This window comes from Janibacter hoylei PVAS-1, from assembly GCF_004025845.1.
Taxonomy (GTDB): domain Bacteria; phylum Actinomycetota; class Actinomycetes; order Actinomycetales; family Dermatophilaceae; genus Janibacter; species Janibacter hoylei.
The window spans coordinates 155,506-177,760 of sequence record NZ_PIPF01000012.1 but is presented as its reverse complement, the minus strand read 5'-3'; the positions used below and the strand labels follow the sequence as shown (position 1 = coordinate 177,760).

Here is a 22,255-nt window from a genome sequence, read left to right as displayed (position 1 = left end):
TGCCGTCAGGCGCGGGCCAGCCGGCGCAGTACGCCGACGAGGCCCCCAACGGCCAGGAGGCCGAGGCCGACGGGCGCCAGCGGTGCGGGGGTCTCGAGCGCGGCGCCGTCGGTCTGGACGACGGCAGGGACCTCGGGAGCGGTGGTCGGTGCCTCGGGGGCGACCCCGTCGGTGTCGCCGTCGGTGTCGGGCGCGGCCGGGCAGTCGCTCGGCAGCTCCAGGTAGCCGCCCCCGAGGCCCTCGTCGAGCAGGTCGTCGATGAACTCCGCGACCTCCACGAGGAGCTCGCGGTCCTCCTCGGTCGCGACGTAGTCCGGGTCGGCCGCCGCGAGCGGTGCGGCCCAGTCGCCCTCGCCCATCCAGTCCTCCTCGTCCCACGGCTCGTCCACCCAATCGGCCGCGTCGACGGCGAACCAGTCGAGCTCGGCGGCGTCGGTCGTGATCGTGGCGGAGGCCCCGGGGGGCAGCGGCAGCTCGGTGTAGTCGTCCTCGGTGTCGGCATCGGCCCACAGCACGACGGCCTCGGGGTTGCCCGCGGGGTTGGCGAAGGTCACCGAGCCACAGGTCGCGCTCGCCGTCACGGCCGCCGGGCCGTCGGTGCAGGGCGCCGACGACAGGCGGACGTCGAAGCTCGTGGTGGCGCCGTCGGCGAGCACGGCGTCGTCGACGGCCTCGGCGGTGATCGTCGCCGTGGTGTCGGGGGCGGTCCAGTCGGACTCGCCGAGGAGCAGGTCCTCGACCTCGGCCTCGGTGATCGCGTCCTCGGGCCAGAAGGCGACGCCGGCATAGCTGCCGGGAGTCAGCTCGAAGGTCGCGCCGGCGACCTCGGCGAGGTAGCGCACCCCGTCGACCTGCGGGATGACGACCCGGTCGCCGCCGACGCCGCACTCGTCGACGACGGTCGGGGCCAGCGGGGTGACCGGGGTGGGTGCGGCCAGGGCGGCGGGGGCGGTGGCCAGACCGACGACGGCGGTGAGGCACAGGGCCATGAGGGGACGACGCACGAGGGGCTCCGAGGGGTGACGTGGCGGGCTCTCGCGCGCCGGCTGAAGGTGGTGCCGGCGCGAGAGGGAGCGTCTGGGGGTCAGACCTCGGTGCCGGACGCTCGGATCATAGGGTCACCGCGCCGCGGTGACCAGAGCCGTCTCGTCGGCAGCCGGCCGAGGCTCCGGCCGGGGGTGCAGGGCGGGGCGACCCACCCCCTTCGGCGCGATGCCCGAGCGGCGGGCCAGCCACAGGAGGATCGCCGTCATGATCGCGGTCGCGAAGACGCTCAGGCCGGCGGTGCCCGCGGTGCTCGTCGTCTCCTCGGTGACGTAGGCGTCCTGGATGCCACCGAGCACCGTGAGCCCGATGATGATGACCATGTTGTTGACGACGTGCAGGACGATGGCGGCCTCGAGGCCACCGGTGCGCCAGGTGAGGTAGCAGCAGGCCGCGGCCATGCCGCCGAGGTCGAGCAGCACCCACGGGTCCATGGAGCCGTGGGCCAGCGCGAAGAGGGCGGTGGACAGCAGCGTGCCGACGACGAGGGCGACGGCGGGGTGGCGGATCCACGCACCGACCCCTTGGAGCAGGCCGCCGCGGAAGGCGACCTCCTCGCCGGCCGCCTGCAGCGGCGTCGTGAAGATCGCGATGAGCACCAACCAGCCCCAGTGCTCGGGGCGGGCCGTCGAGGCCTCGCCGGAGAGCAGCCACGCGGCGGCGAGGTAGCCGCCCCACACGAGCGTCGTCACGAGGGTGCAGCGCAGGGTCCAGCCCCAGCGCATCCGTCCGGTGATCGACCAGACCTTGCCCATCGGCCGCCAGTGGCCGACCCGGGTGGCGACGAGCGTCGCCGGGATGAGCGAGGCGAGGACGAGGTTGCCGAAGAGCGTCGCCACGGGGGAGGTCATGTCGATCTCCTCCGCCCCGTCCGGGGAGAGCATCGCGGGGTCGAGGACGGCCCAGGCGATGGTGAGGGTCATCGCGCAGACGACCCACGTCGCGATGCCGGCGAAGAGGGCGAGCAGCGGGCGCCACCAGCGGTATCGGGCCGTGCGCATCTGGTGCAGGTAGCTGCGCGGCTCGTCGTCGGGGAAGGGCGCGAGCGAGGTCGACGTCGCCACGGGCATGCGGGAGGCGGCCCGGCGACGTGCCGCGTCGACGAGGCCGACGGCGACGGGGTGGACGCCGGCGTCCGTCGCGAGGGGGAGCAGCGACAGCACGGCGAAGGGGGAGCCCGTCGCCCGGATCGTCGCCGGCCCGTCGGCACCGGTCGGTGCGTCGCTCGCCCAGGTCGTGCCGGGGGCGTCGAGGTAGTCGGTGGCGGGGCGGGCGCCGCCGTCGTCCCTGCCGAGGGGGCCGGCCACGGGCAGGCCCAGGTGGAGGGCCCACGAGAGCGTCGTGTCGTGCACGGTCGGGGCCGCGCCGGGCGACGGGAGGACCCACACCCCGTCGAGGTCGGGGGTGAGCGCGGCACCGGTGGGCAACGACACGACGAGGGCGTCGGGGGCGAGCGCGGCGAGCGCCCGCCGGGCGTGCCCGGCCGCTGGCAGGTCCGGGGGGCCGACGAGTGCGATCCTGGGGCCGGTCATGGCTCGACCCTACGTGGGGCCCGCGATTTCCCTCGAGGTGGGCCGATGCCGTAATCTTGACTGTCGGTCACGTGTGTCATGCCTGCTCGGTCTCCGAGGAGGTCAGGTCGCCGTGCCACCCACGGTCACTTCCACCCAGGGAGCGGCCACCAACGGATTGAGAGGGTATGGCCAAGAAGGACGGTGTCATCGAGGTCGAGGGCACGATCGTCGAAGCTCTCCCGAACGCGATGTTTCGGGTCGAGCTGACCAACGGTCACAAGGTTCTCGCCCACATCTCGGGCAAGATGCGGCAGCACTACATCCGGATCCTCCCCGAGGACAAGGTTGTCGTGGAGCTCAGCCCGTACGACCTGACCCGCGGCCGGATCGTCTTCCGTTACCGCTGATCGAGGCGGTCGCCGGCCCCCGGCGACCGACGAGTGAAGCACCACGAGCACGACCCGTCACCACATCCTGGGGCGGGACAGATCGAGAAAGATGCGAGACGGCAATGAAGGTTCAGCCGAGCGTCAAGAAGATCTGCGACAAGTGCAAGGTGATCCGCCGCAACGGTCGGGTCATGGTGATCTGCGACAACCTGCGCCACAAGCAGCGCCAGGGCTGATCGCGTCCACCAGGACCTCCGTACGGCGGGGACCTCGGCTTGTCGCCGGATCCTCGAGCAACGCCAACTGAAATGCACGCACCACCCGGCCCCTGCCCCCTTCGCGGAGCAGGACGTCACCCCCGGCTCGGAGGCCGGGGACCGAGCGGCCCACGGACATCCGTGGGACCCACCGCCGGACCGGTGGTGCACCAGACCTCCGAGTACTGCAAAGGAAGCCAGCACATGGCACGACTTGTTGGAGTCGACCTGCCGCGCGAGAAGCGCGCTGAGGTCGCCCTGACCTACATCTTCGGTGTGGGACGCACGACCGCACAGAAGGCCCTCGCCGCCACCGGCGTCGACCCGAGCACCCGCGTGAAGGACCTCGACGACGCCCAGCTCGTCGCCCTCCGCGACTACCTCGAGGCCAACGTCCAGCTCGAGGGTGACCTCCGCCGCGAGGTCGCCGCCGACATCCGCCGCAAGGTCGAGATCGGCACCTACGAGGGTCTGCGGCACCGCCGCGGTCTCCCGGTCCGCGGTCAGCGCACCAAGACCAACGCCCGGACCCGCAAGGGCCCGAAGCGCACCGTCGCAGGCAAGAAGAAGGCCTAAGACACCACCCCACCGTTGCGCCCTCCGGGCTGTCGACGGTGACCCACCGAAGAACTTCGTAGGAGAAACATGCCCCCCAAGACCCGCTCCGGCGCCAAGGTGCGCCGCAAGGTCAAGAAGAACGTTGCCGTGGGCCAGGCCCACATCAAGAGCACGTTCAACAACACGATCATCTCGATCACCGACCCCACTGGTGCCGTGATCTCCTGGGCCTCCGCCGGCCAGGTCGGCTTCAAGGGTTCGCGCAAGTCCACCCCGTACGCCGCCCAGATGGCTGCCGAGGCCGCCGCCCGTCGTGCCATGGAGCACGGCATGAAGAAGGTCGACGTCTTCGTCAAGGGCCCGGGCTCCGGTCGCGAGACCGCGATCCGCTCCCTGACCGCCGCCGGCCTCGAGGTCGGCGCGATCCAGGACGTCACGCCCAGCCCGCACAACGGTGTCCGCCCGCCCAAGCGCCGTCGCGTCTGAGCAGCAGAGATACGGGAGACAGATAAGACATGGCTCGTTACACCGGCCCCATCACCAAGAAGTCCCGCCGCCTCAAGCTCGACCTCGTCGGCGGCGACAAGAACTTCGAGCTCCGTCCCTTCCCGCCCGGCCAGCACGGCCGTCGCCGGATCCAGGAGAAGGAGTACCTCACCCAGCTGCAGGAGAAGCAGAAGGCTCGCTTCACCTACGGCGTCATGGAGAAGCAGTTCGTCCGGTACTACAAGGAGGCGGCCAACCGCCCCGGTCAGACCGGTCACAACCTGCTGATCATCCTCGAGTCGCGCCTCGACAACGTCATCTACCGCGCGGGCCTGGCCCGCACGCGTCGTCAGGCTCGTCAGCTCGTCACGCACGGTCACTTCGAGCTCAACGGCGTGCGCACCGACGTGCCCAGCGCCCGCGTCTCGCAGTACGACATCATCACCGTGCGCAAGCAGTCCGTCGAGGCCTTCCCGATCCAGCTCGCTCGCGAGACCTTCGGTGAGCGCCCCGTCCCGGCGTGGCTCCACGTCGTCCCGGGCAGCCTGAAGATCCTCGTGCACCAGCTGCCGACCCGCGAGCAGATCGACACGCCGCTCACCGAGCAGCTCATCGTCGAGCTCTACTCCAAGAACTGATCCAGTTCACCTGAGGGTGGCTCCCGCGGACCGATGCGGGAGCCACCGTCCGGATCACGACCGGACACCTTCACGAGGCGTCATATAGCGGTCGCCCGTGGGAAGGAACATCACCGTGCTCATCGCACAGCGCCCCACCCTCAGCGAAGAGGTCATCGCCGACAACCGCTCGCGGTTCGTCATCGAGCCCCTCGAGCCTGGCTTCGGCTACACCATCGGCAACTCCCTGCGTCGCACCCTGCTCTCGAGCATCCCGGGTGCCTCGCTCACCTCGATCCGGATCGACGGCGTGCTCCACGAGTTCTCCACGATCCCCGGGGTCAAGGAGGACGTCACCGAGATCATCCTCAACATCAAGTCCCTCGTCGTCTCCAGCGAGAACGACGAGCCGGTCGTGATGTACCTGCGCAAGTCGGGCGCCGGCGCGGTCACCGCGGCGGACATCAACCCCCCGGCCGGTGTCGAGGTCCACAACCCGGACCTGCACATCGCGACGCTCAACGACAAGGGCTCCATCGAGATGGAGCTGACGGTCGAGCGTGGCCGTGGCTACGTCTCCGCCCAGCAGAACAAGTCGGGCGACCAGGAGATCGGCCGGATCCCGGTCGACTCCATCTACTCGCCGGTCCTCGCCGTGACCTACAAGGTCGAGGCGACCCGTGTCGAGCAGCGCACCGACTTCGACCGCCTCGTCGTCGACGTCGAGACCAAGAACTCGATCACCCCGCGCGACGCGCTCGCCTCCGCCGGCAAGACGCTCGTCGAGCTCTTCGGCCTGGCCCGTGAGCTCAACGTCGAGGCCGAGGGCATCGACATGGGCCCGTCGCCGACCGACGCCGCCATCGCGGCCGACCTGGCGCTGCCCATCGAGGACCTCGACCTGACGGTCCGCAGCTACAACTGCCTCAAGCGCGAGGGCATCCACACCGTGGGTGAGCTCGTCGGTCGCAGCGAGGCCGACCTGCTCGACATCCGCAACTTCGGTGCGAAGTCGATCGACGAGGTCAAGGCGAAGCTGCACGAGATGGACCTGGCGCTCAAGGACAGCCCGCCCGGGTTCGACCCGACGTCCATCCCCGGCTACGGCGAGGACGACTACGACGAGTCCGGCGACGAGGACGCCTCGTTCGCCGAGGACGAGCAGCTCTGACCCACCGCCTCACGACCTGACCGCTGACGCGGTGAGGTCAGAACTTCCAAGGAGAACACCATGCCCACCCCCACCAAGGGCCCCCGTATCGGTGGCGGCCCGGCTCACGAGCGGCTCATCCTCGCGAACCTGGCCACCGCGCTCTTCGAGCACGACCAGATCACGACCACCCAGGCCAAGGCCAAGCGCCTGCGCCCCCTGGCCGAGCGTCTGATCACCTTTGCCAAGCGCGGTGACCTGCACGCCCGCCGCAAGGTCATGACCACCGTCACCGACAAGAGCGTCGTCCACCGTCTCTTCGTCGAGATCGCCCCCGACATGGCCGAGCGCCAGGGCGGCTACACGCGCATCACGAAGATCGCGCCGCGCAAGGGTGACAACGCCCCGATGTGCGTCATCGAGCTCGTGCGTGAGCCGGTCAACGCCAAGCCGAAGCGCGCCGTCGTCGCCGAGGCCGAGGCCGCCACCCAGCGCTCCGCCAAGGACGAGGCTGCCGCCGAGGCCCCGGTCGAGGAGACCACCACCGACGAGACCAAGGCCGCGGGCTTCGAGCCCGCCGGTGGCGAGGCCAAGCAGCAGGAGTCCGACGAGGCCTGAGCCTGACGGCTGACTTCATGCGAAGGGAGCGCCGCTCACCCCACGGGGTGGGCGGCGCTCCCTTCGTCGTCCCTCGCCTACGCTGGCCCGCATGCGGCTGCGTCTCGACCTCGCCTACGACGGCACCGACTTCCACGGCTGGGCCGCGCAGCCCGGGCTGCGGACCGTCGAGGGCGAGCTGGCTCAGGGGGTGACGACGGTGCTGCGGCTGGCGGAGCCGGCGCGCCTCACCGTCGCGGGCCGCACCGACGCCGGGGTCCACGCGACCGGGCAGGTCGTGCACGTCGACGTCACGCCGCAGGAGCTGGAGCGCGCCAGGGGGCACTCGGACCGCCCGGCGGAGGAGGCGCTCGCGACGCGGCTGCGCGGGGTGCTGCCGCCGGACGTCGTGGTGCACCGGGTGACGCGGGCGCCGGAGGGCTTCGACGCCCGCTTCTCAGCGACGAGCCGGCGCTACCGCTACCTCGTCGGCGACGACCCGACCCGGGTGGACCCCCTGCGTCGTCGTGAGGTGGTCTCGCTGCGCACGCCGCTCGACGTCGCGGCCATGCACGCGGCGGCCCAACGGCTGCTTGGCCTGCGCGACTTCGCGGCCTTCTGCAAGCGGCGGGAGGGGGCGACGACCACGCGGACCCTGCTGCGCTACGACTGGACCCGTCGCGATGACGGGCTGCTCGAGGCGACGGTCGTCGCCGATGCCTTCTGCCACTCGATGGTCCGTGCGCTCATCGGGGCGCTCGTGCCGGTCGGGGTGGGGGCGCGTGACGCGGACTTCCCGGCGCAGGTCCTCACGGCAGGTGCCCGTGACCCGCGGGTCAAGGTCATGCCGGCCCACGGGCTGTGCCTCGTCGAGGTGGCCTACCCGGCCGACGACGCGCTCGCGACGCGGGCGCAGGAGGCGCGGGCCCGGCGGGACTAGCGCGAGCGGAGCGTCGCGGCGCTGGTCAGCGGCGCTCGGCCCCGCCCGGAGGCAGCGGCCACCAGCGCCAGCCGAGGGTGCCGACGACCTGGTCGAAGCGCACGAAGCGCGGCTCGCAGGTCGCGCCGGCCGGGCCGCGGCAGCCGGCGACGGAGTCGGAGCTGTTGGCCCGGTTGTCGCCGAGGACGAGGTAGGAGCCCTCGGGGACGGTGATCGGGTCGAAGCAGCGGGCCGTCGACTCCGTCGAGCAGTCACCGTCGGCCGGCATGGGCAGGTCGTGGCGGACCCAGGGCTCGTCGATCGGCTCGCCGTCGACGAGGACGCGCCCCTGCTCGTCGCAGCACTCGACGGTCTGCCCGGGCAGACCGATGACCCGCTTGACGGTGTGGGCGTGGTGGCTCGGCCCGGTGCCGAGCAGGTCACCGAGGTGTCGGGCGGCGTCGCTCACCGGATTGGGGTCGTCGATGCGCTCCTCGCCCCACGTGCGCCCGTGGCTGAAGACGACGACGTCGCCCCGCTGGAGCTGTGCCTCGTCGACCCCGACGACCTGGGCGAGCACCCGGTCGCCGGTCATGAGGGTCGGCTCCATCGAGGCCGACGGGATGACGAAGGGACGCACCAGCGTGTGGGTGATCAGGGCCAGGACGGCGAAGGCGACGAGCACCCGCAGGACGATGCCGGGCAGCCAGTGGCGCTCGCGGCGCGCGTTGGAGGAGCTCACGGCACCACCCTAGGTGCGGCGGGGGAGCGGGGTGAGGGCCACCACCGCGGTGACGCGTCGGGCGCCGGGCGTCCCGGCGCCGCGGCGCCGGTAGCGGTCGAGCACGGCCCCGAGCTCGGTGCGCAGCGCGGCGAGCTGGGTCTCGTCGACGAGCACCTCGCGGTCGAGGAGGCCGCACTCCTCCTGCCAGACGAGGGGCCAGGAGACCTGGGCGTCGATCCACGCGTGCTGCCGCTGGGCGTGGTGGTCGACGAGGTCGTGGGCGAGCCACAGCGCGTCGGCGAGGTCGTCGGCGTCGTCGATCGCGCTCACCGCGACGGTCTGGTCGGGGCCCTCGTCGGCCTCCTCCTCGGCCGCCGCCCACACCCGCGAGCGTCCGTCACCCAGGCCGGTGTCGACGACGAGACCGGCGTCGGCGAGCACCCGCGTGTGGTAGCTCGTCGCGCCGGTGTTGGTGCCGAGGGAGCGGGCCAGGTCGGCGGAGGTCGTGCCGCCGTGGAGGCGCAGGTGGGCGAGGATCCGGGAGCGAAGGGGGTGGGCCAGGAGCCGCCAGGTCGGCGGCGGGGGTGCATCGGTCACCGATCCACGATTGCACAATAATTGTGCAATCGCCATGGCGCGGGTCGGTGTCCAGCCGGCCAAGGGCGCGAGATCCGCTCTACGACAAGGGTTTTGGCGGGTTTGCACCGATTTCGGCGGGGGTCCTGACGCCCGTAAAATGGTGTGCAGCGGCGCCGCGTCCCCCTCGAGGACGGCAGGCGCCTCCCCTTCGCTCCACCGCGACGGGGACGAACGAGCAGAAGGCATGAACATGCGTACGTACACCCCCAAGGGCGGTGACATCACCCGTCAGTGGCACATCATCGACGCCACGGACGTCGTGCTCGGCCGTCTCGCGAGCCAGGCCGCCGTCCTGCTGCGCGGCAAGCACAAGACGACCTTCGCCCCCCACGTCGACACGGGCGACTTCGTCATCATCATCAACGCCGACAAGATCGCGCTGACCGGCGCCAAGGCGGAGCAGAAGCGCGCCTACCGTCACTCGGGTCACCCGGGCGGTCTGTCGTCGATGAACTACACCGAGATGCTCGAGAAGCACCCGACCCGCGCGGTCGAGAAGGCCATCCAGGGCATGCTTCCCCGCAACACCCTCGGTCGCCAGCAGCTGGGCAAGCTCAAGGTCTACGCCGGTGCCGAGCACCCGCACGCCGCGCAGCAGCCCACCCCCTACACGATCTCGCAGGTCGCGCAGTAAGCGCGCCCCGATCAGGAACTAGAGGAATACCGTGGCTGACACCACCGACAACGCTGTGAACACCGAGGTGCTCGAGGGCGACGAGCCCGAGCTGAGCTCCTACACCTCCGAGTCCGAGGGCCCCGTCGCGGGCTCCGACGAGCCCGTGCGTCGCCCCTCCGCCTCCGCTCCCGGCTCGGCCACCGGCCGCCGCAAGCAGGCCATCGCCCGCGTCCGGATCGTCCCGGGCACCGGCGAGTGGAAGGTCAACGGGCGTGCGCTCGAGGACTACTTCCCCAACAAGGTCCACCAGCAGATCGTCAACGAGCCGCTCGTCGCGCTCGAGCTCGACGGCGCCTACGACGTGCTCGTGCGCGTCCACGGCGGTGGCCCCTCCGGCCAGGCCGGTGCCGTCCGCCTCGGCGTCGCGCGCTCGCTCAACGGGGTCGACCCCGAGCTGAACCGCCCGACCCTGAAGAAGGCCGGCTACCTGACCCGGGACGCGCGCGTCCCGGAGCGCAAGAAGGCCGGTCTCAAGAAGGCCCGCAAGGCTCCGCAGTACAGCAAGCGCTGATCCAGCGCCCCGGTCCCTGAGGAGGTCGCTCCGCGACCGTCTCGAAGGGCTGCACGAAGGGCGCCGCTCACCTCACGGTGGGCGGCGCCCTTCGTCGTCGTGGTGCGGGGTCGTCGTCAGGTGCCGGCGGGTCGGCCGGCCCGCATCTCCGAGACGAGCGACCGGGTCACCTCGACGAGGTCGCCGTCGTGGGCGGCGGCGACCGCCTGCTGGCGCTGGTAGCTGGCGCCGACGCGGATGATGTCCTCGACGGCGGCGAGCTCGTCGCTGCAGCCGAGCCGGCGGGCGATCGGTGCCAGCCGCTCGAGGAGGTCGTGGAGCTCGTCGGTGACGAGGCGCTCGCGGTTGCGGGCGTCGAGGATGATGATCGCGTCCATGCCGTAGCGGGCGGTGCGCCACTTGTTTTCCTGGACGTGCCAGGGCGGCAGGGTCGGGATCGTGCCGCCGTCGGTCAGGCGGTCGTCGAGGTGGACGAGCAGGCTCTGGGTGAGCGCGGTGAGTGCCCCGATCTCGTGCAGGGTCGGGACCCCGTCGCAGACCCGCACCTCGAGCGTGCCGAGGTGCGGCGCGGGGCGCAGGTCCCAGCGCACCTCCTTGAGCTCGTCGATGACGCCGGTGACGAGCAGGTCGTCGACGTACCGCTCGTACTCGGCCCACGTGTCGAACTGGAAGGGCAGGCCGGCCGTCGGCAGCTGCTGGAACATCTGGGCGCGGTTGCTCGCGTAGTCCGTCGGCACGCCGCCCCACCACGGCGACGACGCCGAGAGCGCCTGCAGGTGGGGTGCATAGGTGAGCATCCCGCCGAGCAGCGGCAGCACCTTGTCGCGGTGGGTGACGCCCACGTGGGTGTGCACGCCGTAGATGACCATCTGCCGCCCCCACCACCGGGTGCGGTCGATGAGGGTGGCGTAGCGGTCGCCCTCGGTCACCTGCTGGGACTCCCAGCGGGCGAAGGGGTGGGTGCCGGCGCTCATGAGCTCGAGACCGAGGTCATCGGTCAGGGTCCGCAGCCGGTCGAGGCTCGAGGAGAGGTCGGCGATGACCTCCGGGACGTCATGGCACTTGTCCGTGACGATCTCGACGGTGTTGGTCAGCAGCTCGCGGTGGATCTTGGGCGCGAGCACGTCGTCTGAGGTGAGGGGGCCGACGACGCTCTCCGCGAGGGGGACGAGGTCGAGCGTCTCGCGGTCGACGAGTGCGATCTCCCACTCGACCCCCAGCGTGGGGCCCTCTGAGGGGGTGAAGTCGATCATGATGGCCTCTCGGACGCCCGGACCTGCGGTGTCCCAGCCTAACCAGCCGGTATCGTCACTGAGGCCCGTCCCGCGTGCGACATGCGGACGGGGGTCCTCACGGAAGGTTGCATGATCCATGTCCCGACTCTTCGGCACCGACGGTGTCCGCGGTCTCGCCAACGGCGAGGTCATCACGGCCGACCTGGCCCTGCGCCTGGCCCAGGCGGCAGCCCGCGTCCTGCGGGACCCCGAGGGCACCGAAGGGCGGCGGCCCGTGGCGGTCGTGGGGCGCGACCCCCGCGCGTCGGGTGAGTTCCTGTCCGCAGCCGTCGTGGCCGGCCTCGCGAGCAGCGGCATCGACGTGCTCGACGCGGGCGTCGTGCCGACCCCGGCCGTCGCCTTCCTCACCGCCGAGGTCCATGCGGACTTCGGCGTGATGCTCTCCGCCTCGCACAACGCCATGCCGGACAACGGCATCAAGTTCTTCGCCTCCGGCGGGCACAAGCTGCCCGATGCCGTCGAGGACGCGATCGAGGCCGCCATGGAGGAGTCGCCGGCCCGCCCGACCGGTGTCGACGTCGGCCGCGTGACGCTCATGGACGACGGTGGCACCCGATACGTGCGCCACCTGCTCGACGCCGTGGAGCCCCAGCTCGAGGGTCTGACCGTCGTCATCGACGCGGCGCACGGCGCGGCGAGCGAGGTCTCGCCGGAGGTCTTCCGCCTCTCCGGCGCGACGGTGCACGTCATCGGTGCCCGGCCCGACGGGCTCAACATCAACGACGGGGTGGGCTCGACGCACCTCGGCCCCCTCCAGGAGGCGGTCCGTCAGCACGGTGCCGACCTCGGCATCGCCCACGACGGCGATGCCGACCGCTGCCTGGCGGTCGACGCCGAGGGCCGCGAGATCGATGGCGACCAGATCATGGCGATCCTCGCGGTGGCGCTCAAGGAGCACGGCCGCCTCGCCGACGACACCCTTGTCGCGACGGTCATGAGCAACCTCGGCCTCATCCGCGCGATGCAGGAGCACGGCATCTCGGTCGTCCAGGCCGGCGTCGGCGACCGCTACGTCCTCGAGGAGATGCGCAAGGGCGGCTACTCCCTCGGCGGCGAGCAGTCGGGCCACGTCATCCTCCAGGAGCACGCGACGACCGGTGACGGGGTGCTCACCGGCCTCATGCTCGCCGCCCGCGTCGCGGAGACCGGCAAGAGCATCGCCGAGCTCGGGTCGGTCATGGCCCGCATGCCCCAGGTGCTCATCAACGTCAAGGGTGTCGACAAGGACCGCGTCGACGACGACGAGGGTGTCCAGGGCGCCGTCTCCGAGGTCTCCACCGCGCTCGGTGACGACGGCCGCGTGCTGCTGCGCAAGTCCGGCACCGAGCCGGTCGTGCGCGTCATGGTCGAGGCCGACACGCACGAGCGGGCCCAGGAGTCCGCCGAGCGCCTCTCCGTCGTCGTCCGGGAGCGCCTCTCCCTCTGACTCCGACCACTCCACCGACCCCCGTGCGTATTTCCCTAGGGAAATACGCACGGGGGTCCGTATTTCCCTAGGGAAATGCGCAGGCTGGGTGGTATTTCCCTAGGGAAATGCGCAGGAGAGGGGTGGCAGGTCAGACGGCGGGGGTGTCGAAGAAGCTGCGGCGCGTGGTCGCCCGACGGTCGTCACGGAGCACCCAGAAGTCGGCGAAGCCGACCTGCGCGGCGCTGCCGTCCCTGAGGGTGCCGGTGAATCGCCCGTGCACCGCGACGCGCTCGCCGTCGACGACGAACTCGTCGAGCACGTGCCGCCCGTCGGCGATGACCCGCTCGCCGGAGTAGAAGGCACGCAGCGCCTCCGCCCCGACCATGGGCGCGTAGCCGGGGCGGTGGTAGACGGCGTCGTCGGCGAAGCACCCGACGACGCCCTCGACGTCACCGGCGTCGACGAGCTCGTAGTAGCGGCGGACCGCGGCCTCGGCGCTCATCGGGCCACCGTCCGCCCCAGCGCCGCGTCGGCGCGACGCAGCGCGGCCTCGAGCGGCGTGATGCCCTCGGTGTCGGCGGTCTCGAGCAGCTCGCCGACGCGCGTGCCGATGCGGTCGACGGCCGCGAGCGTCTCGGCATCGCTCCAGCCGGCGACACCGCCGTGCACCTGGATGACGCCGCCGGCATTGGCGACGAAGTCGGGTACGTAGGTGATGCCAGCCGCGCGCAACGCCTCCGCGCAGTCGGGGGTGTCGAGCGTGTCGTTGGCGGCGCCGGCGATGATCCGCGCCCGGATGCGCGGGATCGCCTCGCGGGTCACGACCCGCGCGACCGCGCACGGCGCGAAGACGTCGGCCTCGGCGAAGGGAGCCGCCTGCGTCGCCACGGTCTGCCCACCCAGCTCGGTCGCGAGTGCCTGCGCCCGGGCGGTGTCGATGTCGGCGACGGTCACGCGGGCGCCGTCACGGTGGGCGAGGCGGGCGACCTCCTCGCCCACGCTGCCGACGCCCTGGACGACGACGTGCAGGCCGTCGAGGCCCCCTTCGCCGTGCTCGTGGACCGCGGCGGCGCGCATGGCGGCGTACACGCCACGGGCGGTGAAGGGGGAGGGGCTCACCTCGTCGCAGAAGGCCCGGGCGCCGCCGTCGTCGCGGATGGTCTGCATGTCCTCGAGGAGCGTGCCCATGTCGACGCCGGGGATGTACGTCCCCGCGGTGCGGGCGACCATCTCGCCGAAGCGGGCGAAGAGGGCGCGCCGCTCGGGGGAGCTGGGTGCCGGCACCGGGCCGTCGAGCACGACGACGGACTTGGCGCCGCCGTAGGGCAGCTCGGCCAGGGCGTGCTTGAGGGTCATCGCGGCGGCGAGACGCTGGGCCTCGCGCGCGGCGGCCTCGGTCGACGGGTAGGCGCGGTAGCGCACCCCGCCGAAGCCCGGGCCGAGGGTCGTGTCGTCGATCGCGATGACGGCACGCCGGCCGACGCGGTCGTCGCGGCAGGTGATCGTCTGCTCGCTCGCCCAGGGTTCGGCGATGGCGTCAGCGGTCGGGGTAGGGGGCGTGACGGTGGTCATCCGCCCATGGTGACAGGGGCCGTGTGACCCCTGTCACCCGGGGTCGGCGCCGGCTCAGAGGCGCTGGTCGATGAGCCCGGTGTCGACGTCGTAGATGAATCCGCCCACCTTGACGGTGTCCGAGATCAGCGGGTGCGAGCGGACCGCGGCGACGTCCTGACGGAGCGCGTCGAGCTGGTCGCGAACGACGTGGAAGCCCTGCCACGAGGCGTCCTGCCCGGCCGAGGCGCCGATGCGCTCGCGCAGCTCGACCTCGGTCGCGGAGGCCATGGCGCAGCGGGTGTGCGGGATGACGAGGACGCGGTTGACGTTGAGCAGGTGCACCCCGAGCACGAGCGCCTCGAGCGCGGCGGCGGTGACCCGGCCCCCCGGGTTGCGGAAGATCTTGGCGTCACCCGGCTGCAGCCCGAGCATGCCCAGCGGGTCGATGCGGCTGTCCATGCACGTGACGATGGCGACGCCCGCCTTCGCGATGCCGTCGAAGCCGCCGAGGGAGAAGTCGTCGGCGAAGGCGCGGTTGGCGGCCACGAGGTCCGCGAAGTCGTCGGTCGAGGGGGTCGGTGCACTCATGAGCGAATCCTTTCGAAGGGGTCTTCGCACAGTAGCCCCGTGGCGGCCCGCCGGATGCGGGCGGTCCACGAGCCGTGCGTCACGGAAGCATCCCGATGACAACTCGTGGGGGCGAGAGCGTGGTGCGGACCACACAACCGGTGTAGACAGTCCATGGGAGACGACGTCGACGACCCCCTGCGCCTCGTCGTCTCCTCGCGACGAAAGGAACGACGTGGACGGACGACGACGTCGGATCGCCTGGGTGGCGGCCGTGACGATGACGGCCAGCCTCGGTCTGGCGGCCTGCGGTGACGACGGTTCGTCAGGCGGGGCGACCCACCTGACCTGGTACATCAACCCCGACGGTGGTGGCTCCGACCCGGCCGGTGGCGGGCAGGCCCAGCTGGCCAAGGAGTGCTCCGACGCCTCCGGTGGCGCCTACACGATCGGCATCCAGCTGCTGCCCAACAGCGCGAGCGACCAGCGCCAGCAGCTGCTGCGGCGCTTGGCCTCGCAGGACAAGGGCGTCGACATCATGTCGATCGACCCGGTCTTCGTCGCCGAGTTCGCCGAGGCCGGCTTCCTCGCCCCGGTGCCGCAGGACCGCAAGGCCACCTTCACCGGGGACGTCGTCGACCCGGCCGTCACCAACGCGACGTGGAAGGACGAGCTGTACGCCGCTCCCTTCTGGGCCAACACCCAGCTGCTCTGGTACCGCAAGTCCGTCGCGGAGAAGGCCGGCCTCGACATGAGCAAGCCGGTCTCGTGGGACCAGGTCATCGCCGCCGCCAAGAAGACCGACACCGACATCGGCGTGCAGGCCTCCCGCTACGAGGGCTACATGGTCTGGATCAACGCCCTCGTCGAAGGGGGCGGCGACCACATCGTCGAAAATCCCGGCGCCGACGGCGACCAGCTCGCCTTCGGCCTGGAGTCCGAGGGCGGCAAGAAGGCCGCCGAGATCATCCAGAAGGTCAGCTCGGAGGGCGTCGGCGGCCCGGCGATGGGCTCGACGGACGAGACGACCACGCTCGACATGTTCCAGAACGAGAACGCCGGCTTCATGGTCAACTGGCCCTACGTCTACGCCGCGCTCGAGGGCGCGGAGGTCGACTGGATGGACGACCTCGCGTGGGCGCGCTACCCGCAGACCGTCGAGGGCAGCGAGTCCAAGCCGCCGCTCGGGGGCATCGAGATGGGCGTCGCCTCCTCGTCGACGAAGCAGGACCAGGCCTGGGAGGCCGTCGAGTGCCTCACCTCGCAGGAGAGCCAGAAGTCGTACATGCTCGGCACCGGCAACCCGGCCGCCCGCAAGGCGGTCTACGACGACGCCGAGGTCAAGGAGACCTTCCCGATGGCCGGCCTGATCCGCGCCTCGCTCGACTCGAGCGGGCCGCGCCCGCTCACCCAGTACTACGGCGACGTCTCCAGCGGCATCCAGCGTGAGTACAGCCCGCCCGGCGCGGTCGACCCGTCGTCGACGCCCCAGCAGACGACGAGCCTGCTCCAGGACGTGCTGAAGGGAGATGCACTGCTGTGAGTGCCGCTCCCCGTCTCTCCGACCGTGCGAAGGCCGAGCAACGCCTCGGCTGGAAGCTGGCGTTGCCCGCCTTCGTCGTCATGCTGCTCGTCACCGCCTACCCGATCCTCCAGGCGATCTGGAACAGCTTCTTCGCCTACCGGCTCACCGACCCCGACAACCGGGAGTTCGTCGGGCTCAACAACTACGTCGTCTCCTTCAGCGACTCGGTCTTCTGGAGCGCGATGCTCGCGACGGTGATCATCACCGTCATCACCGTCGTCATCGAGCTGGTCCTCGGCTTCGTCATCGCCCTGGTCATGCACCGGATCGTCCTGCCCCGGCGGACGCTGCGCACCGTGGTGCTCATCCCGTACTCGATCATCACGGTCGTCTCCGGCTTCACCTGGCTCTTCATGTACCAGACCGACACCGGCTTCGTGAACCGCTGGACGAGCTGGGTGCCGGGGGTCAGCGACAACTACGACTGGTTCGGCAGCTTCTGGCCCTCGATCTTCGTCATCTGCCTCTCGGAGATCTGGAAGACGACGCCCTTCATGTCGCTGCTCCTGCTCGCCGGCCTCGCCCAGGTGGACACCTCGATGGAGGAGGCGGCCAAGGTCGACGGGGCCTCGTGGATGCAGGTGCTCACCAAGGTCATCCTGCCCAACATGAAGCCGGCGATCATGGTCGCGGTGCTCTTCCGCACCCTCGACGCCTTCCGCATCTTCGACAACATCTTCATCATGACCGGGGGCGCCAACGGGACCAACTCCCTCTCCGGTCTCATCTACCGCCAGACGATCGACCGCACCGAGATCGGTCTCGGGTCGGCGCTGTCGGTGATCCTCTTCCTCTGCGTGCTGCTCATCGCGGCGGTCTTCGTCCGAGGATTCAAGGTCGACCTCACCCAGGGGAGGAGCTGAGATGGCGAAGGAAGCGAAGGTCAAGGAGCCCGTCAAGGGCACCGGCCTGTGGACCGCGCTCGCGGTGCCCATCATGATCTGGACCGTCCTGCCGCTGCTGTGGATGCTCTCGCTCTCGCTCAAGAGCGCCGACACCCTCGCCGACCCGGACGCGGCCCACCTCGGCAACTTCTGGCCGAAGGACCCGACGCTCGACAACTACCGGCTGATCTTCACCGGCGGCGCGAGCGACCTCTTCATGCCGGCCCTGCGCAACTCGCTCATCGTCTGCCTGCTCGCGACGGTCATCTCCGTCGTCCTCGCGATGTTCTGCGCGTACGCGATCTCCCGACTGGAGTTCAAGGGCAAGAAGATGATCCTCACGACGGCGCTCGCGGTGAGCTTCTTCCCGGTCGTCGCCATGGTCACGCCGCTCTTCGACGTGTGGAGCCGCGTCGGTCTCTTCGACACGATCCCCGGCCTGATCATCCCGTACCTCGCGCTCACCCTGCCGCTGTCGATCTGGACGATGTCGGCCTTCTTCCAGCAGATCCCCTGGGAGATGGAGCAGGCCGCGCAGGTCGACGGGGCGAGCAGCTGGCAGGCCTTCCGCAAGGTGATCATCCCGCTCGCCGCCCCGGGCGTCTTCACGACGGCGATCATCACCTTCTTCACCGCGTGGAACGACTTCGTCTTCGCGATCTCGCTGACCTCCGACCAGGCCCGCACCGTCCCGGCGGCGCTCGCCTTCTTCACCGGAGCCAGCCAGTTCGAGCAGCCGACGGGCGCCATCATGGCGGCCTCGGTCGTCGTGACCATCCCCGTCGTCATCCTGGTGCTGATCTTCCAGCGCCGGATCGTCGCCGGCCTGACCTCGGGCGCCGTCAAGGGCTGACCCCCGCCTTCACAACACTGGAGAACCCCCATGGCTGAGATCACCCTCAACAACATCGTCAAGCAGTACGGCGACGGCTTCCCCGCGGTCAACGACGTGAGCCTGGACATCAAGGACGGCGAGTTCATGATCTTCGTCGGTCCCTCCGGCTGCGGGAAGTCGACGCTGCTGCGCATGGTCGTCGGGCTCGAGGACATCACGAGCGGCGAGCTGCTCATCGACGGCACGCGGGTCAACGACCTGTCGCCGAAGGACCGCAACCTGTCGATGGTCTTCCAGAACTACGCCCTCTACCCGCACCTGACGGTCTTCGAGAACATCGCCTTCCCCCTTCGCCTGGCCAAGGGCAAGCACAGCGAGGAGGAGATCGATGCCAAGGTGCGCGCCGCGAGCTCCATGCTCGAGCTCGACGAGCACCTCGAGCGCAAGCCGGCCAATCTCTCCGGTGGGCAGCGGCAGCGGGTGGCGATGGGCCGGGCGATCGTGCGCGACGCCGACGCCTTCCTCTTCGACGAGCCGCTGTCCAACCTCGACGCCAAGCTGCGTGGCCAGATGCGCACGGAGATCGCCCGCATGCAGCGGCGCATGGGCACGACGACGATCTACGTCACCCACGACCAGACCGAGGCCCTCACCCTCGGCGACCGCGTGTCCGTGCTCAAGAAGGGGGTGCTGCAGCAGTGCGCCAGCCCCCGCGAGCTCTACGACCAGCCGGTCAACCTCTTCGTCGCCGGCTTCATCGGGACGCCGCCGATGAACTTCCTGCCGGCGGAGGTGAAGGGGGACGAGCTCGAGCTGCCCTTCTGCACCGTGCCGCTGCCGCAGGCGGTGCGCGAGCGGGCCGGCGGCAAGGAGCTGCTCATCGTCGGCATCCGCCCGGAGCACATCAAGGACGCCGACCTCGGCGACGTCCCGAGCGGCGGGGTGCGCTTCGCCGCACCCGTCGACCAGACGGAGTGGCTGGGCAACGAGCAGTACGCCTACGTGCCCTTCACGGTGGAGGGCGACGTCAAGCACAAGCTCGACGAGCTCGACAAGGAGCTCGACGGCGAGGGCATGCGCACGCAGATGGTCATCAACCTCGACCCGCGCTCGCGGGTGCGTGAGGGCGACGACGGCAACTTCGTCTTCGACCCGACCCTCATGCACGTCTTCGACCCGGAGTCGGGCGACTGCCTGACCCGTGACGACGCGAAGGCGGCGGAGATCGCCCGCCAGTCCGAGGAGGACCGGCAGCGGGCCCTGGAGCGGGCGCGTGCCCGCGAGGCCGCGACCGCCGGCTGATCAGCCCTCGAGGTCGACGCGGCTCGGTGCCCAGGCGCCGGGCCGCGTCACCGTGAGCGCGGAGGCGGCGATGCCGCGCTCGATCGCGCCGGTGATGACCCGACCGCGCGCCTTGTGCAGCCGGGCCTTGGCGTCGGCGCCGCCGAGCAGGCCGGCGTCGGCGAGCCCCGAGAGCAGCCCGGCCATGAAGGAGTCGCCGGCCCCGACGGTGTCGACGACGTCGACCCGGCGTCCGCGCGCGGTGATGCGGCGGCCCGAAGGGAGGATCGCCAGCGCCCCGGCCGGGCCCAGCGTGCAGACGGCGAGGGCCGGCCCGAGGTCGCACCACGAGCGCAGGAGGTCGGCGATGCCGGTCGGGTCGAGCGGGCGGTCGAGGAGCCACTCGAGGTCGGCGTCGCTCGCCTTGACGACGTCGCTGACGGCCACGCGACGCTCGACCTCCTCGAGGACGCGCTCGCGGTCGGGCATGAGGGCCGGGCGGATGTTGGGGTCGTAGGAGATCGTGTGCCCGCGGGTGGCGGTGCTCATCGCCGACAGGACGTCGACGCCGCCGGGCCGGAGCAGGGCGCCGATGGACCCGGTGTGCAGGTGGCCCGGTACGTCAGGTGGCTCGGTCACCCGCCAGGTGATGTCGAAGTCGTAGGTGGCCGTGCCCGCGGCGTCGAGGGTGGCGGTCGCGGTCGAGGTGTCGGCGGCGCTGTCGCTGCCCTGGGTCAGCCGCACCCCTGCCTCGGCGAGGTGCTCACCGATCATGGCGCCGCGGGCATCACGGCCGAAGTAGGTCGCGAGGCTCACGGGGTGGCCCAGGCGGGCCAGCCCCACGGCGACGTTGAGCGGGCTGCCTCCGACGTGCTCCTGCGTGTGCCCGTCCGACCCGACGACGACGTCGACGAGCGACTCGCCGATGACGAGGGTGGAGCAGGGCGCGGGCGCACGCCGCAGGCTGGGCACGGGTCAGCCGAGGCCGGGGGAGAGCCGCTCGACCTTGGTGAGGTTGTGGTGGGCCTCGACGACGCGGATCGTGCCGGACTTGCTGCGCATGACGAGCGACTCGGTCGTCGCGCCGCCCGCGCGGTAGCGGACACCGCGCAGCAGCTCGCCGTCGGTGATGCCGGTGGCGACGAAGAAGCAGTTGTCCGTCGCCACGAGGTCGTCGGTGGTGAGGACCCGGTCGAGGTCGTGACCGGCGTCGATGGCCTGCTGGCGCTCCTCGTCGTCGCGCGGCCACAGGCGGCCCTGGATGACACCGCCGAGGCACTTGATGGCGCAGGCGGTGATGATGCCCTCCGGCGTGCCGCCGACCCCGAGGAGCAGGTCGATGCCGGTGCCGGGGCGGGCGGCCATGATGGCGCCGGCGACGTCACCGTCGGAGATGAAGCGGATGCGGGCGCCGGCGGCACGCACCTGCTCGGCGAGGTCGTTGTGCCGCGGCCGGTCGAGCATGATGACGGTGACGTCCTCGGGCTGCTCGCCCTTCGCCTTGGCGATGCGCTTGATGTTTTCGGCGACGGGCAGCCGGATGTCGACGACGTCCGCAGCCTCGGGGCCGGTGACGAGCTTGTCCATGTAGAAGACGGCGCTGGGGTCGTACATCGACCCTCGGTCGGCGACGGCGAGGACGGAGACCGCGTTGGTCATCCCCTTCGCCGTGAGGGTGGTGCCGTCGATGGGGTCGACCGCGACGTCGCAGGAGGGGCCGGTGCCGTCGCCCACCTCCTCGCCGTTGTAGAGCATCGGCGCCTCGTCCTTCTCACCCTCGCCGATGATGACGGTGCCTTGCATCTGCACGCTGGAGATCATCGAGCGCATCGCGTCGACGGCCGCGCCGTCGGCGGTGTTCTTGTCACCACGCCCGACCCACCGGCCACCGGCGAGGGCGGCAGCCTCGGTGACCCGGACCAGCTCCATCGCCAGGTTGCGGTCGGGGTGCATGACCCCGGCGCTCGATGTGGACGTCTGGGACTGGCTCATGTGTCTCCTCTGCGGGTGGTGCTCGTCGCGCCAGAGCCTATCCGGAGCACGCTCCCACGCGTGCGACCATGTCACTCATGAGTTCTGCCCCCGGCGACCCCGCCGAGACCGCCCCACGCGCCACCCCGGACCGCGAGCCGACCCCGGCCGAGCTCGCGGCCCAGCAGGGCGTCCCCGCGCGCGGGGCGAGCCACTACGCCAAGGGGTCGGCGGCCAACATGGCCCGCTCGATGGCCGTCATCGTGGCGATCACCCTCGCCCTGTTCTTCATGACGGGGCGGCCCAACAGCACGACGCCGCAGTCGGTGGACGTGCCCGGATCGGCCCAGTACCGCGCCCAGCAGGCCGGCCAGCCCTTCGCCTACCCGCGCGACCTGCCGGACGGCTGGGTCGCCACCAGCGTGCGCTACGTCCGCTCGAAGGGGGACGTCATGGTCTGGAACGCCGGCTACACCACCCCGGACGGCGAGTACGTCTCGGTCCAGCAGGCGCTCGATCCCGGCGAAGGCTGGGTCGACACCCAGACCAACAACGGCGCGCGCGTGGGGACCTTCGAGACCCGCGACGGTCGCACCTGGACCAAGCGGGACCGCGAGGGCAAGGTCCAGCGCAGTCTGGTCCACGTCCCGCAGGACACGACCGAGCTCACCACGCTCGTCACGGGCACCGGCTCGTGGGAGCAGCTCGAGGACTTCGCCGACCGGCTGGCCCCGGTCAAGGTGACGAAGGCCGGCAGCAGCAGCGCCTCACCCTCCTCGTGATTCTCGGGTGAC

At 71.0% G+C, this 22,255-nt stretch carries 26 protein-coding genes; 16 read left to right on the top strand and 10 right to left on the bottom strand.

Annotated features, from left to right (window positions below; translation table 11 throughout):
• Positions 1-5: 5 nt before the first annotated feature.
• Together CWN80_RS13085 and CWN80_RS13080 are read right to left on the bottom strand one after the other, a co-directional pair.
• Positions 6-1,004 (bottom strand): hypothetical protein, encoded by a 999-nt coding sequence (locus CWN80_RS13085; RefSeq protein ID WP_128277402.1) that lies wholly within the window; start codon positions 1,002-1,004, stop codon positions 6-8.
• Between the two features lie 114 nt (positions 1,005-1,118).
• Positions 1,119-2,576 (bottom strand): CPBP family intramembrane glutamic endopeptidase, encoded by a 1,458-nt coding sequence (locus CWN80_RS13080; RefSeq protein WP_128277401.1) that lies wholly within the window; start codon positions 2,574-2,576, stop codon positions 1,119-1,121.
• 167 nt (positions 2,577-2,743) lie between these two features.
• Between CWN80_RS13080 and infA the strand changes: the two genes are divergently transcribed.
• The 8 genes from infA (at position 2,744) to truA (ending at position 7,552) form a co-directional block, all read left to right on the top strand.
• The gene (infA, locus tag CWN80_RS13075) at positions 2,744-2,965 is read left to right on the top strand and encodes a translation initiation factor IF-1 (RefSeq protein ID WP_007928045.1); all 222 of its coding nucleotides are present in this window, start codon (positions 2,744-2,746) and stop codon (positions 2,963-2,965) included.
• A 104-nt stretch (positions 2,966-3,069) separates the two neighbouring features.
• Positions 3,070-3,183, top strand: coding sequence for a 50S ribosomal protein L36 (gene rpmJ / locus CWN80_RS13070; protein WP_007928044.1), 114 nt, complete (start codon positions 3,070-3,072; stop codon positions 3,181-3,183).
• Between the two features lie 225 nt (positions 3,184-3,408).
• Positions 3,409-3,780, top strand: a complete 372-nt coding sequence (rpsM, locus tag CWN80_RS13065) for a 30S ribosomal protein S13 (protein ID WP_007928043.1) — start codon at positions 3,409-3,411, stop codon at positions 3,778-3,780.
• A gap of 69 nt (positions 3,781-3,849) precedes the next feature.
• Entirely contained in the window at positions 3,850-4,248 is a 399-nt protein-coding gene (rpsK, locus tag CWN80_RS13060) for a 30S ribosomal protein S11 (RefSeq protein ID WP_007928041.1), read from the top strand.
• Between the two features lie 29 nt (positions 4,249-4,277).
• Complete coding sequence (gene rpsD / locus CWN80_RS13055) at positions 4,278-4,886, top strand: 30S ribosomal protein S4 (protein ID WP_007928038.1); 609 nt, start codon at positions 4,278-4,280, stop codon at positions 4,884-4,886.
• A 115-nt stretch (positions 4,887-5,001) separates the two neighbouring features.
• Complete coding sequence (locus CWN80_RS13050; RefSeq protein ID WP_007928037.1) at positions 5,002-6,036, top strand: DNA-directed RNA polymerase subunit alpha; 1,035 nt, start codon at positions 5,002-5,004, stop codon at positions 6,034-6,036.
• 60 nt (positions 6,037-6,096) lie between these two features.
• Positions 6,097-6,633 carry a 50S ribosomal protein L17 gene (gene rplQ, locus CWN80_RS13045; protein ID WP_007928036.1) on the top strand — a complete coding sequence of 179 codons (537 nt, stop codon included), beginning with the start codon at positions 6,097-6,099 and terminating at the stop codon, positions 6,631-6,633.
• 91 nt (positions 6,634-6,724) lie between these two features.
• Complete coding sequence (gene truA, locus CWN80_RS13040) at positions 6,725-7,552, top strand: tRNA pseudouridine(38-40) synthase TruA (protein ID WP_007928035.1); 828 nt, start codon at positions 6,725-6,727, stop codon at positions 7,550-7,552.
• A gap of 25 nt (positions 7,553-7,577) precedes the next feature.
• On the opposite strand, the gene lepB is transcribed toward truA, so the two are convergent.
• Both lepB and CWN80_RS13030 read right to left on the bottom strand, forming a co-directional pair.
• Positions 7,578-8,273 carry a signal peptidase I gene (lepB, locus tag CWN80_RS13035; RefSeq protein ID WP_007928033.1) on the bottom strand — a complete coding sequence of 232 codons (696 nt, stop codon included), beginning with the start codon at positions 8,271-8,273 and terminating at the stop codon, positions 7,578-7,580.
• A 9-nt stretch (positions 8,274-8,282) separates the two neighbouring features.
• The gene (locus CWN80_RS13030; protein WP_007928032.1) at positions 8,283-8,852 is read right to left on the bottom strand and encodes an ArsR/SmtB family transcription factor; all 570 of its coding nucleotides are present in this window, start codon (positions 8,850-8,852) and stop codon (positions 8,283-8,285) included.
• Positions 8,853-9,084: 232 nt separating this feature from the next.
• Here CWN80_RS13030 and rplM point away from each other — a divergent pair, with 232 nt between their 5' ends.
• Together rplM and rpsI are read left to right on the top strand one after the other, a co-directional pair.
• Positions 9,085-9,528 carry a 50S ribosomal protein L13 gene (gene rplM, locus CWN80_RS13025; protein WP_007928029.1) on the top strand — a complete coding sequence of 148 codons (444 nt, stop codon included), beginning with the start codon at positions 9,085-9,087 and terminating at the stop codon, positions 9,526-9,528.
• Between the two features lie 31 nt (positions 9,529-9,559).
• Complete coding sequence (gene rpsI, locus CWN80_RS13020) at positions 9,560-10,081, top strand: 30S ribosomal protein S9 (RefSeq protein ID WP_007928027.1); 522 nt, start codon at positions 9,560-9,562, stop codon at positions 10,079-10,081.
• A gap of 116 nt (positions 10,082-10,197) precedes the next feature.
• On the opposite strand, the gene CWN80_RS13015 is transcribed toward rpsI, so the two are convergent.
• Positions 10,198-11,337, bottom strand: coding sequence for a glutamate--cysteine ligase (locus CWN80_RS13015; RefSeq protein WP_040881330.1), 1,140 nt, complete (start codon positions 11,335-11,337; stop codon positions 10,198-10,200).
• A gap of 115 nt (positions 11,338-11,452) precedes the next feature.
• Here CWN80_RS13015 and glmM point away from each other — a divergent pair, with 115 nt between their 5' ends.
• Positions 11,453-12,802: a phosphoglucosamine mutase gene (glmM, locus tag CWN80_RS13010; protein ID WP_007928022.1), complete on the top strand. Its 1,350-nt coding sequence runs from the start codon at positions 11,453-11,455 to the stop codon at positions 12,800-12,802.
• 130 nt (positions 12,803-12,932) lie between these two features.
• Here the strand turns inward: glmM and CWN80_RS13005 are convergent, their stop codons facing one another.
• The 3 genes from CWN80_RS13005 to CWN80_RS12995 are packed head-to-tail and all read right to left on the bottom strand — an operon-like array spanning position 12,933 to position 14,926.
• The gene (locus CWN80_RS13005; RefSeq protein WP_007928021.1) at positions 12,933-13,286 is read right to left on the bottom strand and encodes a nuclear transport factor 2 family protein; all 354 of its coding nucleotides are present in this window, start codon (positions 13,284-13,286) and stop codon (positions 12,933-12,935) included.
• Positions 13,283-14,356 (bottom strand): Glu/Leu/Phe/Val dehydrogenase dimerization domain-containing protein, encoded by a 1,074-nt coding sequence (locus CWN80_RS13000; RefSeq protein WP_007928020.1) that lies wholly within the window; start codon positions 14,354-14,356, stop codon positions 13,283-13,285. Before CWN80_RS13000 ends, CWN80_RS13005 begins: the two co-directional genes overlap by 4 nt.
• 54 nt (positions 14,357-14,410) lie before the next feature.
• Positions 14,411-14,926: a beta-class carbonic anhydrase gene (locus tag CWN80_RS12995; RefSeq protein WP_007928018.1), complete on the bottom strand. Its 516-nt coding sequence runs from the start codon at positions 14,924-14,926 to the stop codon at positions 14,411-14,413.
• 214 nt (positions 14,927-15,140) lie between these two features.
• Between CWN80_RS12995 and CWN80_RS12990 the strand changes: the two genes are divergently transcribed.
• The 4 genes from CWN80_RS12990 to CWN80_RS12975 are packed head-to-tail and all read left to right on the top strand — an operon-like array spanning position 15,141 to position 19,511.
• A complete protein-coding gene (locus CWN80_RS12990) occupies positions 15,141-16,448 on the top strand; it encodes an extracellular solute-binding protein (protein ID WP_007928016.1) in 1,308 nt (435 codons plus the stop codon).
• A complete protein-coding gene (locus tag CWN80_RS12985; protein WP_007928015.1) occupies positions 16,445-17,353 on the top strand; it encodes a carbohydrate ABC transporter permease in 909 nt (302 codons plus the stop codon). The genes CWN80_RS12990 and CWN80_RS12985 overlap by 4 nt, the downstream gene beginning before the upstream one ends.
• 1 nt (position 17,354) lies before the next feature.
• The gene (locus CWN80_RS12980; RefSeq protein WP_007928014.1) at positions 17,355-18,227 is read left to right on the top strand and encodes a carbohydrate ABC transporter permease; all 873 of its coding nucleotides are present in this window, start codon (positions 17,355-17,357) and stop codon (positions 18,225-18,227) included.
• Between the two features lie 30 nt (positions 18,228-18,257).
• Positions 18,258-19,511, top strand: coding sequence for an ABC transporter ATP-binding protein (locus CWN80_RS12975; protein ID WP_007928013.1), 1,254 nt, complete (start codon positions 18,258-18,260; stop codon positions 19,509-19,511).
• On the opposite strand, the gene CWN80_RS12970 is transcribed toward CWN80_RS12975, so the two are convergent.
• Both CWN80_RS12970 and glpX read right to left on the bottom strand, forming a co-directional pair.
• Positions 19,512-20,462 (bottom strand): PfkB family carbohydrate kinase, encoded by a 951-nt coding sequence (locus tag CWN80_RS12970; RefSeq protein WP_007928011.1) that lies wholly within the window; start codon positions 20,460-20,462, stop codon positions 19,512-19,514.
• Positions 20,463-20,465: 3 nt separating this feature from the next.
• Positions 20,466-21,482, bottom strand: coding sequence for a class II fructose-bisphosphatase (gene glpX, locus CWN80_RS12965; protein WP_007928010.1), 1,017 nt, complete (start codon positions 21,480-21,482; stop codon positions 20,466-20,468).
• A gap of 77 nt (positions 21,483-21,559) precedes the next feature.
• Between glpX and CWN80_RS12960 the strand changes: the two genes are divergently transcribed.
• Complete coding sequence (locus CWN80_RS12960; protein WP_007928008.1) at positions 21,560-22,243, top strand: DUF4245 domain-containing protein; 684 nt, start codon at positions 21,560-21,562, stop codon at positions 22,241-22,243.
• The last annotated feature ends 12 nt before the right edge of the window (positions 22,244-22,255 follow it).